The sequence below is a fragment of the Mucilaginibacter conchicola genome (assembly GCF_003432115.1).
GTDB classification, from domain to species: Bacteria; Bacteroidota; Bacteroidia; order Sphingobacteriales; family Sphingobacteriaceae; genus Mucilaginibacter; species Mucilaginibacter conchicola.
On the sequence record NZ_QWDC01000001.1, the window covers coordinates 132,370 to 148,974 of the forward strand.

Consider the following 16,605-nt stretch of genomic DNA (forward strand, 5'->3'; position numbering starts at 1 on the left):
AACCTATGATCGATTCAAAAGTAAGCAAAGCCATTGCGGCCGCTTTACAGGCATTTGCCAAATATGGCAGCACTGATGCTGTAGCTCTTAAAGCTGACTTCGAAGCTGTTTTTTCATCAGATGCCGACTTTATGACCAAAGTTGATCTGCTTGATAATGTATTTAATGATAACCCTCAATTAGAAGAACTCCGAGAGGTGTTTTTTGATCTGTTGATGATCAACTTCTTCAGCGAGGATGTTAAGAAATTAGAGGACGATTACCTTGAAACCCCTGAATGGGAAGATATTGAGGAACAAACCCTTGACCGTGGTACCGAATTATTGAACCTTTTGCTTTATCTGAACGAGTGTGCAGATGAAGACCTGGAGCCCGAACTGGAAGATTATCTGAAAGAGTTTCTGCTGGTTGATGAGGATGAGTTTCAGGATGAGCACCGTATTTACGAGCCCGTTATAGCACACCAGATACTGGTTGAAAGCCCGGTTAGCGAGGTGAATAAAATTGCCGCTACCGTGGCTGATGATTCTGAGGTGAAAGAGTTATTCTACCCGATGATGACCTTTTTCCAAAATCCTGATCCATCTGAGGATGATAAACAGGAAATAGCCGATAATGCCGTTAACCAACCATTTGACATGGCGGTATTGGAAATATTGGTTAGCTTTAAATAAATTAAACCTAAATAAATGGAGACTCTCGCACCTAATCCTACAAAGATCGCTACTAAATGGGCGGTTATTTATGTTGTTGTATCAATCGTTATCACCTATACGTTTCAATTACTGAATATAGACCAGAACTCGGCGCTGAAGTATATAAGTTATTTGCCGTTCATCGCGTTTTGCTTTTTAGCACAGAAAGAATACAAAGACCAGTTGGGCGGCTTTGTCACTTTTGGTAAAGCTTTTAACCCGGGTTTCAGGTATTCGCTTTTCGGTGGATTATTATTAGGTGTATTTATCTTCATTTATCTACAGTATTTAAGTCCCGAGATGCTTCTTAAAGGCATGGAAGAGCAACGCACTCAATTAGAAGCTAAAGGCATGTCTGATGACCAGATAGATAATGCCCTGGCCATGGGTAAAAAGATAGGCCCAATGCTGGGCGGTATCTTCACAGCAATCAGCAGCTTGATATTTGGGTCTATTGTAAGCCTTATTGGGGCAGCTATATTGAAAAGAGAGAAAACTGCTTTCGATATTCCAGACGAAACCACATCAACAGATCCAACTGTATAATTTTACAGGTTGAAAATATCAAAGCCGCTTCAATTTGGAGCGGCTTTTTTGTTGTGGAAATTTCATTCTGATGGATAGTGAAAATCTAAGGGCGTTCTCACCGCCACGTCATTGCGAGGTACGAAGCAATCTCTTTGAGCAAGGTTGTATGTAGCATGTATAATTGTCCTTAAGAGATTGCTTCGTACCTCGCAATGACACATATTATTAAAAGAGTACTTCATGAAAAAAAGCCCACCCAAACGGGCAGGCTTTCAAAATATCTAACTAAAGAGCTTATTTCTTCGTCACTATCTTCACAATATCATTACCGAAAGCGAATACCATCAGCGAGATCAGCAGCACGAAACCTACTATCTGCGCACGCTCAAGGAATTTATCGCTTAGTGGTTTACCTTTTATCATCTCGATGATAAGGAATACCGTATGGCCACCATCAAGGCCCGGGATAGGCAACAAGTTAGTTAATGCCAGTACCATTGAAAGGAAACCTACCAGGCTCCAGAACCTTACCCAATCAACTGTACCGCCAAATTTCTCGGCAATACCCAGCGGACTTGAAATAGCTTTAGTAGCTTTAACCTGGCCCGAGAAGATCTTTTTGATCCCTTTTGCGTTATCGGCAAACATACCCCATGCTCTTTTAGCACCAACCGGGAACGACTGGAAGAAACCGTATTTAATGGTCTTCAGGTTTGGCAAAATCTCTTTACGGGGGCGGAAGAAGCCTAAGTGGCCTTCTTTATCAATATTCGCTTTAAGGTCTAATAGGCTGTCTGCACGTTTAACAGAAAGATCAACCGTTTTGCCTTTGTTGGCTAATAATTGCGCCTGTAACTGATCGTAGAACACAGTGGGCACCTTGTTTACAGCCAAAATACTGTCGCCTTTGGTTAAGCCGATACGTTTAGCTTCGCCAACAACAGAATCAACGCTAAACTTGCCGCGCGGTACAATGCTGATAAACTCTTCGATCCCAAAGTCAGACAGGTCATTCAGGATAGTAGGGGGCACAGTAACATCAAATGTTGAGTCGCCTCGTTTTACGGTGAATACAGTGTTGTCCAATAACACTTTCGAGCTTACCAGATCTTCAAAGCGCTGTAGCTCTTTGCCATTTACTGCAGTAATCTTATCGCCGGCTTTAAGGCCCATTTTCTGGCCTATCTTACCGGGAACAATACCGTACTGCACGGTTGACATCGGGGTATAGCTTTCACCATAGCGCACGGTAAGCATCCAGAAGATGAAAATACCAACTATAATGTTAACGATGATACCACCCAACATCACTATCAAACGCTGCCAGGCTGGTTTCGCCCTAAATTCCCAGGGTTGTGGCGGGCCTGCAAGTTGTTCGGTATCCATAGATTCATCTATCATACCGGCAATTTTTACGTACCCACCCAATGGCAACCAGCCAATACCATACTCAACACCTTTGTAGTTGAATTTGAAAAGGCTTACGCCCCAGGCATCAAAGAAAAGGTAAAACTTCTCTACCTTTATTCCGAAAGCACGGGCGGCCAAAAAATGCCCGAACTCGTGTAGTATCACTAAAATTGAAAGGCCCAGTATCAACTGGCCCGCCATCACCAAAACGCTCATCCGTAGTTATATAAATGTTAAGCCTTTAACGGCATTTTTTGTATTAAATTTTGCGCAAATATGCGTGTTTCTTTATCAGTATTCAAATAGTCGTGCAGGGTAGGGTTTTTGATGTAAGCTATCTGCTGCATGCAGCTTTCAATCACATCGCTCATCGCTAAAAAGCTTGTCTCGTTTGCCAGGAAAGCGGCCACCGCCACCTCGTTTGCTGCGTTAATGATACATGGCATATTACCCCCTTGCTCCATTGCCTCAAAAGCCAGTTTAAGGTTGCGGAAGGTATCCATGTCCGGTTGCTCAAAGCTCAAATTAGCATAATCAGCAAAGCTGAAACGTTTGAAATTTGTTTTAATGCGCTGCGGATAAGTTAAAGCATATTGGATAGGCAGCTTCATGTCCGGCAAACCCATTTGCGCTTTTATAGAACCATCCTCAAACTGCACCAAAGAGTGAACAATTGATTGTGGATGCACCACAACTTCTATCTGAGAAGGCTGCAGATCAAACAACCATTTGGCTTCGATCACTTCAAGCCCTTTGTTCATTAACGATGCCGAATCAATAGTGATCTTGGCGCCCATCACCCAGTTGGGATGTTTTAAAGCGTGCTCCCTGGTTACATCAGCCAAAAACGCAGCCGACTTGCCACGGAACGGCCCGCCAGATGCCGTAAGGATGATCTTTTCGATAGCATTAGCTTCCTCGCCGGCAAGGCATTGGAAAATAGCCGAGTGTTCGCTATCAACCGGTAATATCTTTACGTTATGTTCTTTGGCAAGGCTGGTAACAATATCGCCGGCAACAACCAAAGTTTCTTTGTTTGCTAAGGCGATATCTTTACCGGCTTTAATGGCATTAATGGTTGGTTCCAACCCTGCAAAGCCTACCATAGCTGTTAATACCACATCTATCTCCGGAAGGGTTACATGGTCTTTTATCGCATTGTAACCTGCTAATACTTTGATGGGCAGATGCGCCAAAGCTTCTTTAACTTCGGTGTATTTGCTCTCATCGCAAATGATAACATAGGCAGGTAAAAACTCAATTGCCTGCTGTATCAACAGGTATGCGTTTGAATGTGCTGTTATCATAAAAGCTCTGAACAGCTGCTTGTTATCACGCACCACCTCAAGTGTTTGTGTGCCGATGCTGCCTGTAGAGCCAAGGATGGCTATATTTTTAATATGGTTGTTACGTTCGATTGTTTTATTGTTTTATTGTTGGCAAAGTTTGAATTATAAAAGTTTTAAACTTTAAGCCGTTCGTCGGTGAATTTTATCAATTGATGTATCTCTTTCGGCAATGCATTTAATGTAGCGGTAAAACGTAAGTGGGTTTCGTTATCGATCAGATTTCTGACCAAAGCTTTATTACACCAATCAACACATTCTTTTACAGAGCCAAAGCTGTAGTAATAGAATTTGATTTTATCCTTTTTGTGATATCGACCAAACCCCTCGGCTATATTTGCTGATATTGAATCAGCTGCATTCACAAATTGTTTTCCAATTGTATCTTTTGCAAAGTAATCCCATTTTATAACTATTCTCCAAACTTCATTGGTAAAAGCAAAAGAGGACTTATAACAAGTTAAGTCATCTAATTGGAGATAGTTTTTTTCGTTTGACACAATCACTCTATAAAGCAATACAACAATTAAACAATATATCCAGATAATTCATCCGCAATTTTCCTGTCGTTTGATAGGCGCGGAACTTTGTTTTGCCCGCCAAGTTTACCCTGGCTGCGCATGTAGTTAATGAAAGCATCTTTCTTTAAACTTCTGACAATTAAAGGCTGCAAAATGTTACCCTCAATTAAGTCAAAATAGTAAATATTTTTCTGTTGTAGTGCCTTATCTACTTTAAGTGCAAAGGCTACCATATCTTTAGGCTCGGTGCCAAACTCAATAAACCACTCATGGTAAGGTAATTGACCGCCCTCAGGTGCAACCTGCGGCGCTACCGTAAACTCTATAATATCTATACCTTCTTCTGCTGCAACACTTAACAAAGCTTGTTCTACTTCCTCGCCAATAACGTGTTCGCCGAAGGCTGAGATATAGTGCTTGATGCGGCCGGACACTACGATCTTATAAGGATCTTTCGATACAAACTTAACTGTATCGCCAATGCTGTAGCCCCAAAGGCCGGCGCTGGTGTTCAGAATAAGCGCGTAGTTTTTATCTAAGTCCACATCTTTTAAGTTAATGCGGGTTGGGTTCTCGTTAAAATACTCATCGCTTGGGATAAACTCATAGAAGATCCCCGCATCTACCATCAGCAATAGACCTTTTTCTTTCTGCGAATCCTGGAAAGCTATAAAACCTTCTGATGCAGGGTAGGTTTCGATGCTGTCAATCCCAAAACCAATGCTCTCTTCCATACGGGCGCGATAGGGCTGGTAATTAACACCGCCATGCACGTATAGTTTAAAGTTCGGGAAAATGTCTTTTATCTTTTTACCGCCTGATATTGCCGAAAGCCTGTCGAAATACATCTGGCACCATGGTGGTATGCCCGATATAAGGCGCATATCCTCATTCTTGGTTTCTTCAACAATGGCGTCAACCTTTTCTTCCCAGTCTTCAATGCAATTGGTTTGATAGGATGGGAGCCTGTTCTTTTGCAGGTACCCAGGCACGTGGTGCGCTACGATGCCTGAGAGGCGACCGGTTTGGATGCCATGTTTCTCGGCCAATACAGGGCTGCCTTGCAAGAATATCATTTTGCCATCTACAAAATCGGCTTTACCGGTCTCGTGGATGTAGCTTAATAAAGCGTTACGGGCAGCTTTAATATGCTCCGGCATGCTTTCCTTTGAGATCGGGATATATTTTACTCCTGATGTTGTACCAGATGTTTTAGCCAGATAAGCAGGTTTGCCTGGCCATGTTACATTCTCTTCGCCGTTTACTACGCGCTCAATGTAAGGGCGCAATTCTTCGTAATCGCGAACGGGAACTTGTTTCTTAAAGTCTTCGTAGTTGTTTATCGCGGCAAAATTATGGTCGATCCCAAAAGCGGTATTCTTAGCTTGATGAACCAAATGGCTAAAGTTTTTTTGCTGCAACGCCAGTGCATTTGTGCGCATAGTATTGAGCTGCCGGTTAACAAACCACGCAAAAACCTTACTTAACGATGCTTTGATACCCATAGCAGATCAGTCGGTCTCGTTAATTTCATCATCAACATCCTGATGGCTGTAAATGAGTTTACGATACGTAACAGCCAATATAATGTTCACAAAAGGGTAAGTGAACAGAATAAGGATGGATATAATGGGGTAGTACTGCGAAAGCTTTGCAGGTAAAGCGATCAATAAAATGATGATCAGCAATATGGTAATCACCTTGATGATGTAGCCGCCGGTTAGTTTAAAGCTTTGCTTGATAGATTCTATTGGCCCCGAGTCATCATCTACAATAAAGGTGTTGAAAAACATTACCCTTAATGCAAGGTATAAGCCGCCAAGGCCGGCAAGTACTTCAATTGCAAATTGTATGTTGGGTTGCTCTTCAAGATAATCTATCAGGATCCCTAAATTGGTTACAATAAAGGCAAATATGAACACTACCACAAGATAGCTCACCACCATTTTGGCTTTCGGGATCACCTGGATAAATTCAAAATCGTAGTATTTGCTATCAATAACGGTAAAGATGAGTTTATATAAGCCGAGCGTAGTGTAGGCTTGCAGCCAGATGAGGATGAAAGTAACGATCATTGATCCCCAATAATCCTCTGGCGTATACATAAAACCGGCTACTAAACCCAAAACACCCAGTAAAAAGAAGGCTATAACCGAGTAAACTATAATGGTTACAAAATTCTTTCTGAAAATATCCCATGAAGATTTTACGGTCTCCACAACCGAAAATGGGTGATACATACTACGCTCCCTACGACCTTTTTAAAATAACACGTTTCCAAAAATCCTGCATAAAACCTAAACCGTAAGCAGTAAGCTGGGTTAGTGCAGCAATTATGCTCAAAAATGCAATTTTTAGCGATTTATTCTTTATAAGAGAGTGAAAAAATATTAACAAAATGTAAAGTGCCAACACTGCATTACACAATACGGCAATACGCCATGCAAACAGGTTGGCTATTATGGTAAACAGAATGCCCAACGTTGCGCAAGCCGGAAAAAAATGCACCAGTTTTAATTGCGAGGGAAAGAATTTGTAAATGTTAATACGTGCCCTGCCGAAAAAGTGCAGCTGCTTATAAAACTTTACAAAATCAGTACGGCGCTTGTGGTAAACAATAGCATTAGGTATAAGGCCTATCTTAAAACCCGATGAATGGATGCGGATGCTGTACTCAATATCCTCGCCCAGGCGGGTGATGATAAAGCCGCCAACTTTTTCCCATACAGCACGCGAGATACCCATATTAAAACTGCGCGGATGGAACTGACCGATCCCTTTTTTGTTACCACGGATACCACCGGTGGTAAAAGGCGATGTCATGGCATAGCTGATAGCCTTTTGTATGGGGGTGAACGATGCATGTGCGCCATCGGGGCCACCGTAAGCATCCAGCCAGTTGGTAGCAAGAGAATCGTTTACTATCTGTAGGTAATTCTCCGGGATCAAACAGTCCGAATCAAATATCACAAAGTAATCGCCTTTGGCGCGTTCAAACCCGAAGTTGCGGGTAAAACCCTGGCCTTCGTTCGGCTTTTCGTAATAACGGAGGTCGAGCCTGTCGGTATATTTTTTTACTATCTCATCAGCCTTGTTTACAGAACCATCCTCAAGCACCAAAACCTCAAACTGCTTATATGTTTGGCGGGTAAGGGTATCCAGTAATTCGTCAATTTCCTGGGGGCGATTATATAAAGGTATGATGATGGAGAAAAACATTTCGTAGATGTGCAGATTTCAAATGTGCAGATATGCAGATGAATAAAATTAAATGTGTAGATGTGCAAATATGCAGATGTAATTATGTAATTCTTAATGATGTTGAAAGAAACATCTGCACACCTGCACATTTGCATATCTGCACATCTATATCGTTTCTGCTATCTGGTAATTATTGCGGTCGTGCGAGTTACGCGATACCAGTTCGGCAACAAAGCCGGTAAGGAATAGCTGCGACCCCAGGATAATAGCTACCAGTGCTATATAAAACAAAGGATTGGCCGTAACATCACGGTAAGGCAGATGCTGCGATATTAAGTATAATTTCTCGGCCAGCATCCACACTGCAATAACAATACCTGCAAAGAAACTCAGCGTACCCATTGCACCAAAAAAATGCATAGGGCGTTTGCCGAATTTGCCTACAAAGAATATAGATAAAAGATCAAGGAACCCGTTGATAAACCTGCTCCAGCCAAATTTGGTTTTACCGTATTTACGTGCACGGTGCTCAACCACTTGTTCGCCAATTTGGGTAAAGCCGGCCCATTTGGCCAGTACGGGTATGTAACGGTGCATCTCGCCGTAAACTTCAATGTTTTTTACAACAGCGCCGCGGTAAGCTTTAAGGCCGCAATTAAAATCGTGCAGGTTGTTGATGCCGCTCATTTTGCGGGTAGCAGCATTGAATAACTTGGTAGGGATGGTTTTAGATAAAGGATCGTAGCGTTTTGCTTTCCAGCCCGATATCAGATCGTAATTTTCCTCTTTAATGCGGCGGTAAAGTTCGGGTATCTCATCCGGGCTATCCTGCAGGTCGGCATCCATGGTAATAACCACATCGCCACGGGCAGCATCAAAGCCAATGTTTAAGGCTGCTGATTTGCCATAGTTTCTTCTGAAACGGAAACCCCTTATAAAAGGATTATTTTCTTTCAGTTTCATGATCATGCCCCATGAACCGTCATCACTGCCGTCATCAATCAGCACAATCTCGTAGGTAAATTTATTTTCGTCCATTACACGGTTTATCCATGAGGTAAGCTCCGGTAACGATTCAACTTCATTATATAGTGGTACTACTACTGATATATCCATTTAAAAAAGAACCTTGTGTAAGGTTAGCTGCAAAAATATAAAAATTACGTACGGTAAGTATATATTAATGGCTCATTTTGACGGTTGGAATTTCCTTGTTATTTTTAAAACCTGAAACTTTGTCACTGCATGAAATTCTTTTTATCAGCACTCTGTATTTTAACGGCCAATTTCGTGTTGGCGCAATCTGTGGCTACAAAATCTAATGTGAGACCAGATTCTATAGCATATTACATGCGTAATAACCATGAGATGGCTTATAATGATCGCGATGCAAAATTTATCCGGTTCATTATAAAGGCTGATGGCGGCATGTACCGCATTAACGACTATTATATGAACGGCAAACTGCGACTTGCCACACTTAGTTCTGTAGATAGTTTACGATTTGAAGATGGCATACAAGGTGTTTGTTATGAATATTTTGAAGATGGTAAACGCAAAAGTATCAAAGCATTCAATAAAGGTAAGATGGAAGGCGATGCCGTTAGCTATTATCCCAACGGGGGATTAAAATCAATAGAAAATTATTCACCCGCCGGTGTTTATCTTAAACAATTTTCAGATTCGACAGGGGGCGTTCTTACCGATGCGGGTAACGGTAAGTGGATAAAGCAACCTGAAAACGCAAAAGAACACACAGAAGGTAATGTAGTAAACGGAAAAGAAGATGGCGACTGGAAACGATACATCGGCGATTCGGTATATACCATCACTTATAAGCAAGGTGTAATCATACAGGGTGAAGAAAATCTGCGCAAAGATCAGTGGGGAATGGAATTGCCGGAGGTAAGCCCGTCTTTTGTTGGTGGTGACGCTGTATTTGGCCGCTATCTTGGGAAGAGTATTCATTACCCGCGAGCTGCGAGGATGAACAACGTACAGGGAAGAGTTATAGTTGCGTTTGTGGTAGAAAAGGACGGCTCACTGACCGGTATTAAAGTACTCAGAGGAATAGGCGGCGGCTGCGATGAAGAGGCAGTACGCGTACTTTCTTTATCACCAAAATGGGTGCCTGGTAAAACGAAAGGCAAGCCTGTAAGAGTACAGTATTCTATCCCTATTAATTTTGCCTTACAGGATGACGGGTATGAAGACAGGTCTGCTACCGCCAATCCGTTCCCACAGGCACGTGAAAATTAAAAAACTTATTTATTAAAATGCCCTTGCGTATCTTAAGCTAACCCCAATACCTTACTCGTACGCTCACGTGTAGCATCAGCCAAAGCTTCATCGTTAACCAGCGATTGCCCGTAAGACGGAATCATCTGCTTAAATTTGTCCTGCCATTCAGGGGTGTTTATCAGATCCTTAAAGCAACGGCTTATAAGGGTGATCATGATAGGTACTGATGTTGATGCACCCGGTGATGCGCCCAACAGGGCAGAGATAGTGCCATCAGCACTGGTTACCACTTCGGTACCAAACTCAAGCACGCCGGTACGTTTCTCATCCTTTTTGATGATCTGTACACGCTGGCCTGCCATATCTAATACCCAGTCTTCGTTTTTAGCTTCAGGGAAATACTCTTGCAGAGCCTTTAACCTGTCGGCAGGAGATTGCAGTACCTGTACAATAAGGTACTTGGTCAAAGCCATGTTATCGCGGCCAACAGCCAGTAAAGGCAATATGTTGTTGAACTTAATTGACTTGAACAAATCAAGCAATGATCCTTTTTTTAAGAAACGGGTTGAGAAACCTGCATAAGGGCCAAAAAGCAAAGATTTTTTACCGTCGATCATCCTTGTATCCAAATGCGGAACCGACATTGGCGGCGAACCTACCGATGCTTTACCGTAAACTTTAGCTTCATGGCGTGCTATAACAGCCGGGTTGGTACAAACCAGCCATTGACCGCTTACCGGGAAACCACCAAAGCCTTTACTCTCGGGTATACCCGATTTTTGCAGCAGGGGCAAAGCACCGCCACCGGCACCAACAAATACAAACTTGGCGTTCAGCTTGCGTTTAGCGCCGCTATTACGGTCGCTTACTTTAATGCGCCAGGTGTTATCCTTGTTGCGTTTTATATCGTCAACCTCGTGGTTAAGGCTTAGCTTAACGCCTGGTTTTTGTTCAAGTTTTTTAACCAGGCTGCGGGTAAGGGCACCAAAATTTACATCGGTACCTATATCCATAAAAGTACCCGATACTTTCTGAGAAGCATCACGGCCTTCCATCACCAGCGGGATCCATTTTTCTAACTGGGTATGGTCTTCAGAGTATTCCATATCCTTAAAAAAGTGGTGTTTTACCAATGCCTGCTGGCGTTTTTTAAGGTATTCAACATTGTCATCGCCCCAAACAAAGCTCATGTGCGGTACTTTGCGGATAAAGCTCTCAGGGCTATCCACATAACCTTGCTCAATTAAAAACGACCAGAACTCTTTTGAGATCTCAAACTGCTCGGCAATTTTAATGGCTTTGGTTATCTCTATAGAACCATCCTTAAGCTGTGGGGTATAATTAAGCTCGCAAAAAGCCGAGTGGCCTGTACCGGCATTGTTCATTGCATCAGAACTTTCGGCAGCAACGGTATCAAGGCGCTCAAAAATTTCGATAGTAAGATCGGGCTGTAACTGCTTAAGCATAACGCCAAGCGTAGCGCTCATTATGCCCGCGCCAACTAAAACTATATCAACCGTAGTGTCAGATCCAATATTGCTGTTATTCATGATGGTTTATGAATGCCAGGGTACATTCAGCTATAATTATTAAAAACCGATAGCATTTGGTAAAGTTTACCACATCATTAAAAACAATGGGGCATCTTTTTAATACAATCAGGCAATTTTAACAAAATTAACAGAGTTTTCCGCGTTCAGATTGTAATTTTTTAATGAAAATCCAAACGTTTTAAAGAAACCTTAAAATAATTAGAAATTTGTTAACGATAGTCAATAATTATATAATCCACACAAATACTGATGATTAGCGTTTTAAATTGATAAACCAATTACCTTGATGAAAAATATATTAACCATTTTAGCCTTGCCGCTGTTGTTTATGGCGATGGCTTGTAATAACAATAAACCTGCGCCGGCCTCAAATGATACCACACAAACTGCGGTAACTGTAAAGAATAAAAAGGTTGCAGTAATAAACAACCCCGATAAAAATTATGCAAAACTGGCTACCGTGCCCGATCCTTGTATTAAATGTATAATAGGAGTGGTGCAAACCACAGATGAATTTAAAAAACTGAATGTTCCGGCAAATTCATCGGATATTAAATACGAAATTAATTGGGTACCGGCAGAAACGAGTGCAGATACGGCAAGCAAACATATTTCCACCAACGCTTTGAAGCTGGATGTTATAAATAAAAGTAAATCTGGAGCTGTTTTATCATCATTTGTATATGATAATACAGCATCTAAGTTGTTTTTGCTGAAGGATGACGCGAAAACAGAGATAAAAGCCGATGTAAACGGCCTGAAAAAGATAAGAAGAGCTTGTTATTGGGGCGTTGCCTCAGCAAAGTAGGGTGAAATATTTGTGCTTAACGATAATAAATTTATCAGTATTTAAATTGATCGTGTGATATATATTATGTTAGCATAATAAACTGTATTGATTTTTATACAAAATGAAGATTTGTTGAATAATTATAATTTTTAGTTCGATTTTTTATAAATTTTTTCAAAAAAGTTATTGAATTTATAAAAATACTCTAAATTAGCAGCGTAAAGACTAACTGATTTTATAAGGAACTATAATTAAACTTAAAAAATTCAAATTTATCATTAAAAATGGCAACAAAACTCGAGTACATCTGGCTTGACGGCTACAAACCAACCCAAAGCCTGCGCAGCAAAACAAAAATTGTTAAAAGTTTCAGCGGAAAAGTAGAAGACCTTGATAACTGGAGCTTTGATGGTTCATCAACAGAGCAGGCACCGGGCGGCTCATCAGATTGTATCTTGAAACCGGTTTTTACCGTTCCTGATCCACAAAGAAAAGATGCTTATTTAGTAATGTGTGAGGTGTTGGATTCAAAAGGCCAGCCACACGAGTCAAACGGCCGTGCACACATTGAAGATGATGATAACGATTTCTGGTTTGGTTTTGAGCAGGAGTATTTCCTTTGGGATCCTGCAACTAACAAACCGCTTGGTTTCCCGGCAGGTGGTTACCCAGGCCCGCAAGGCCCTTACTACTGTTCGGTAGGTGCAAACAACGCTTACGGTCGTGAGATTGTTGAAGAGCACTTAGACGTATGTTTAGAGGCTGGCTTAAACGTTGAAGGTATCAACGCTGAGGTTGCTGCCGGTCAGTGGGAGTTCCAGATCTTTGCTAAAGGTGCTAAAGAGGCTGGTGACCAGATCTGGGTTGCACGTTACTTATTAGAGCGTATTGGCGAGAAATACGGAGTAGCAATAAACTGGCATTGTAAACCGCTTGGTCAGTTAGACTGGAACGGTTCTGGTATGCACGCTAACTTCTCAAACACTTTATTGCGTACTGCTAACAGCGAAGCGAAATTTAAAGCTGTTTGTGAGGCATTCCGCCCTGCAGTTGCTGAGTGTATTGCTGTTTACGGTGCTGATAACGATCAACGCTTAACCGGTAAACACGAAACCGCTTCTATCCACGATTTCAGCTATGGCGTATCAGACCGTGGCGCATCTATCCGTATCCCTCTTTACGCTGTTGACCACGGCTGGAGCGGTTACCTGGAAGATCGTCGCCCTAACTCTGCTGCCGATCCATATAAAGTAGCTGCAGTAATTATCAAAACAGTAAAATCTGCTAAGATATAATATCCCTGCGCCTATTTTAACATTCAAGTCCTCCGGTTTCATCAACCGGGGGATTTTTTGTTTAGGTACTTTATGTAATCTCCATCGGGGATGAGCGGGGCATTACCAACGCTGCGGTTATAAACATAAACCCATACGGTGATAGTGCCTTTTTCGGTGTTAATATCTGCCAGCTCGCGGCGGTAAAGATTGGGTTGCTCTTCGTCAGGGCCAACGCCCTCATAAAAGTCCAGCTGCTTTAAAACTTCAAATGGGTTTTGCATCTGGTAAACACTGCCGTAAACCAGCTGGTTGCTTTGGTTCGTTTCAACTAAGCCTGGGTATTCTCCAAGATCATAGAGCTGGCCGGGAGTAGTACCAAATGATATAAACTTACAGTTTGCGCGCAGGTACAATGCGAAATCGTTATCGGCCTGGAGAAGAGTGCCGTAAACAAAAAGAAGGTTGGTCATGTGTTTAAAGGTACAAAAATTCAGTTTTCTTGTTTAAATTGGCGTTTTATCCATCTAAAATGAATACAGAACAGGTTATATCCTATATCAACGATAATAATATCCAGAAAGTAAAATTTGCCTTTGCCGATGTAGATGGCATTTTGCGCGGCAAGGTGATCAGCAAACAAAAGTTTCTGGATGGTCTGAAAGGTGGTTATGGTTTTTGCGATGTGGTTTTTGGCTGGGATAGCACCGATGCGCCTTATGATAATGTTGATGTAACCGGATGGCACAGCGGCTATCCTGATAAGCAGTGTTATATCGACTTGTCAACCTTCCGCATGATACCGTGGGAAGATAATGTACCATTCTTTTTAGCTGATTATACCGGCCCGGATAAAAAAGCTTTGGATGTGTGCCCGCGTAGTTTATTGAAGAAGATTGTTGACGAGTGCAGCGCTTTAGGATATATCGCACAGTTCGCACAAGAGTTTGAATGGTTCAACTTTCTGGAAACACCGCAAAGCCTGCAGGATAAAGGTTTTGCCAATATGCAGCCATTATCGCCGGGCATGTTTGGTTACTCCATTCTTCGTCCGTCACAAAACAGCGGCTTTTATAACGACCTATTTAACCTGCTAACACAATTTAACATCCCGATAGAAGGCCTGCATACCGAAACCGGCCCCGGGGTTTACGAAGCCGCCATACATTATGCAACAACATTAGAGGCTGCCGACAGGGCGGTGTTGTTTAAAACAGCAGTGAAAGAAATTGCATCGCGCCATGGTATTTCTGCCACTTTTATGGCTAAGTGGAACGAAAACTTGCCGGGCTGTAGCGGTCATATTCATCAAAGTTTATGGACTGCTGAGGGTGGTAAGAATTTGTTCTATGATGGTGGTGATGTAAACAAAATGAGCGAACTGCATAAGCAATACCTCGCAGGTCAGTTGTATTGTATGCCTCACTTATTGCCAATGTATGCGCCAACCATTAACAGCTATAAACGATTGGTTGAGGGTGCCTGGGCGCCAACCACAATTACCTGGGCGGTTGATAACCGTACTACGGCGTTGCGCGTTATTAATACATCAGAAAAAGCTACCCGCCTTGAAACCCGCATCCCCGGATCAGATACCAACCCTTACCTGGCCATCGCAGCAGCACTGGCATCGGGCCTGTATGGTATCAAAAATAAACTAAAGCTTGATATTGAGGCAACCAAAGGCAACGGTTACGCTAATAAGGCCAACGGCGTATTACATTCTAACCTGTTTGATTCCGCCACGGCTATGCAAAATTCTGCCATTGCTAAAGAACTTTTCGGTGAAGGCTTTGTGAAACATTTTACGCAAACCCGTTTATGGGAGCACAGGCAATATGCTAAAAGTGTAAGTGATTGGGAGTTGAAGCGCTACTTTGAGTCGATCTGATTATTTTATGTGTAGAATTTACATTTAAAAAATATCAAAACAATAGTATATTAGCCGCATTAACCAATATAATCGCCGGGAATAAACTCGCTTAGTCCCGGTTCAGAAAATGGACTTTCACCTGATCATACAATCGGCCTGGGAAGGGTACGATAAATCAAAAACCATCCGCAGTATTGATGATATCAGTGCTATGGTGTCTACTAATCACGTTTACCGCATCACTTTTGATGACGATGATATAGTTATTGCCAAGCTATCCTTCTTTGGTAAGTTTGAGCATTTTAAAGAGGATCACCGCATTATACAGGCACTTTCAAACAACCTGCTATATCCGTTCGAGAACTTGCTTTCTAAATCGTTACTGAAGAATAACCGCGTTTACATTTATCGTTATAAAAACGGTAAAGATGATGCATGGGTAGTGTTCTATAATCCAACCCGCATGGCAGAGCGCCTGCCGCGCCGCTTAGATGACGAGATGATCAAAAAACTGGGCAGCCAGATAGGTAAGTTCCACAAAGCCTGCTCAAGGGTGAAGAACGTGGTGCCCAAATCATCCAAAACCTTACGTACCGATATTTACGATCTGCAGCGTCAGTTAGAGAAAGATGAAGCAAAATTTGGCAGTCGTGCGCAAGTTGATCTGTTGAAATACCACTGTGAGCAGTTTCTGAAGAACCGTTCGCGCTATAATATGAGCTCGTTCGAGATCATCCCGGTATTTATCGACTGGAATATCGGCAATTTCTCGGTTACGCCCGAGTTGGAATTGTTCTCCCGCTGGGATTACGACTGGTTCAGGATGAGCTACCGTTTGCTCGATTTTTATTTCTTTAGCAGGGTGGTGTCAGATGCCGGCGACCGTACAGTATTCAGCTACGTGATAGGCCCAATGATGGAAGACCGGTTTATCCTCTTCCTGCAGGAATACCACAAAGTGAACCCTATAACGGCTGATGAGATCCGTTTCCTGAAAGAGGCCTACCGTTTCTTTATCCTTAATTATGTGATAAAAGATGGTAAATACTTCTTTAGCGAGCAGTACGCCAAGAAACTACAGGCCGAGGCACTGGAAATTTACCTGCCATCGGTTGACAGGGATTTCGATGCCGAGATTATTATAAAGGCCTTGGGGCTTGAATAGTGCTGTGT

The 16,605-nt window shown here is 42.2% G+C and carries 16 protein-coding genes; 7 read left to right on the top strand and 9 right to left on the bottom strand.

Annotated features, from left to right (window positions below; translation table 11 throughout):
- The first annotated feature begins 5 nt into the window (after positions 1 to 5).
- Positions 6 to 674 carry a hypothetical protein gene (locus D0C36_RS00505; RefSeq protein WP_117389643.1) on the top strand — a complete coding sequence of 223 codons (669 nt, stop codon included), beginning with the start codon at positions 6 to 8 and terminating at the stop codon, positions 672 to 674.
- Between the two features lie 15 nt (positions 675 to 689).
- On the top strand, positions 690 to 1,241 hold the full coding sequence (locus D0C36_RS00510) for a DUF4199 domain-containing protein (RefSeq protein WP_117389644.1): 552 nt from the start codon (positions 690 to 692) through the stop codon (positions 1,239 to 1,241).
- Positions 1,242 to 1,517: 276 nt separating this feature from the next.
- On the opposite strand, the gene rseP is transcribed toward D0C36_RS00510, so the two are convergent.
- The 7 genes from rseP to D0C36_RS00545 form a co-directional block, all read right to left on the bottom strand.
- Positions 1,518 to 2,849, bottom strand: coding sequence for an RIP metalloprotease RseP (rseP, locus tag D0C36_RS00515; RefSeq protein ID WP_117389645.1), 1,332 nt, complete (start codon positions 2,847 to 2,849; stop codon positions 1,518 to 1,520).
- Positions 2,850 to 2,866: 17 nt separating this feature from the next.
- The gene (locus tag D0C36_RS00520) at positions 2,867 to 4,033 is read right to left on the bottom strand and encodes a 1-deoxy-D-xylulose-5-phosphate reductoisomerase (protein WP_117389646.1); all 1,167 of its coding nucleotides are present in this window, start codon (positions 4,031 to 4,033) and stop codon (positions 2,867 to 2,869) included.
- Between the two features lie 62 nt (positions 4,034 to 4,095).
- Positions 4,096 to 4,479 (bottom strand): four helix bundle protein, encoded by a 384-nt coding sequence (locus tag D0C36_RS00525; protein ID WP_117391311.1) that lies wholly within the window; start codon positions 4,477 to 4,479, stop codon positions 4,096 to 4,098.
- Positions 4,480 to 4,505: 26 nt separating this feature from the next.
- Positions 4,506 to 6,005 (bottom strand): GH3 auxin-responsive promoter family protein, encoded by a 1,500-nt coding sequence (locus D0C36_RS00530; protein ID WP_117389647.1) that lies wholly within the window; start codon positions 6,003 to 6,005, stop codon positions 4,506 to 4,508.
- 6 nt (positions 6,006 to 6,011) lie between these two features.
- Complete coding sequence (locus D0C36_RS00535) at positions 6,012 to 6,740, bottom strand: hypothetical protein (RefSeq protein ID WP_117389648.1); 729 nt, start codon at positions 6,738 to 6,740, stop codon at positions 6,012 to 6,014.
- 10 nt (positions 6,741 to 6,750) lie between these two features.
- A complete protein-coding gene (locus tag D0C36_RS00540) occupies positions 6,751 to 7,719 on the bottom strand; it encodes a glycosyltransferase (protein WP_117389649.1) in 969 nt (322 codons plus the stop codon).
- Positions 7,720 to 7,866: 147 nt separating this feature from the next.
- Positions 7,867 to 8,817: a glycosyltransferase family 2 protein gene (locus D0C36_RS00545; protein WP_117389650.1), complete on the bottom strand. Its 951-nt coding sequence runs from the start codon at positions 8,815 to 8,817 to the stop codon at positions 7,867 to 7,869.
- 129 nt (positions 8,818 to 8,946) lie between these two features.
- On the opposite strand from D0C36_RS00545, the gene D0C36_RS00550 reads away from it, so the two are divergent.
- On the top strand, positions 8,947 to 9,960 hold the full coding sequence (locus D0C36_RS00550) for an energy transducer TonB (protein ID WP_233524378.1): 1,014 nt from the start codon (positions 8,947 to 8,949) through the stop codon (positions 9,958 to 9,960).
- A 32-nt stretch (positions 9,961 to 9,992) separates the two neighbouring features.
- Here D0C36_RS00550 and D0C36_RS00555 read toward each other — a convergent pair whose 3' ends face one another.
- Positions 9,993 to 11,492, bottom strand: coding sequence for a malate:quinone oxidoreductase (locus D0C36_RS00555; protein WP_117389651.1), 1,500 nt, complete (start codon positions 11,490 to 11,492; stop codon positions 9,993 to 9,995).
- 289 nt (positions 11,493 to 11,781) lie between these two features.
- Here D0C36_RS00555 and D0C36_RS00560 point away from each other — a divergent pair, with 289 nt between their 5' ends.
- Together D0C36_RS00560 and D0C36_RS00565 are read left to right on the top strand one after the other, a co-directional pair.
- A complete protein-coding gene (locus D0C36_RS00560; RefSeq protein ID WP_117389652.1) occupies positions 11,782 to 12,303 on the top strand; it encodes a hypothetical protein in 522 nt (173 codons plus the stop codon).
- Positions 12,304 to 12,569: 266 nt separating this feature from the next.
- Positions 12,570 to 13,580: a glutamine synthetase beta-grasp domain-containing protein gene (locus tag D0C36_RS00565; protein ID WP_117389653.1), complete on the top strand. Its 1,011-nt coding sequence runs from the start codon at positions 12,570 to 12,572 to the stop codon at positions 13,578 to 13,580.
- Between the two features lie 41 nt (positions 13,581 to 13,621).
- Here the strand turns inward: D0C36_RS00565 and D0C36_RS00570 are convergent, their stop codons facing one another.
- Positions 13,622 to 14,032, bottom strand: a complete 411-nt coding sequence (locus D0C36_RS00570; RefSeq protein ID WP_117389654.1) for a gamma-glutamylcyclotransferase family protein — start codon at positions 14,030 to 14,032, stop codon at positions 13,622 to 13,624.
- Between the two features lie 59 nt (positions 14,033 to 14,091).
- Here D0C36_RS00570 and D0C36_RS00575 point away from each other — a divergent pair, with 59 nt between their 5' ends.
- On the top strand, positions 14,092 to 15,450 hold the full coding sequence (locus D0C36_RS00575) for a glutamine synthetase family protein (RefSeq protein ID WP_117389655.1): 1,359 nt from the start codon (positions 14,092 to 14,094) through the stop codon (positions 15,448 to 15,450).
- Positions 15,451 to 15,559: 109 nt separating this feature from the next.
- Entirely contained in the window at positions 15,560 to 16,597 is a 1,038-nt protein-coding gene (locus D0C36_RS00580) for a hypothetical protein (RefSeq protein ID WP_117389656.1), read from the top strand.
- The last annotated feature ends 8 nt before the right edge of the window (positions 16,598 to 16,605 follow it).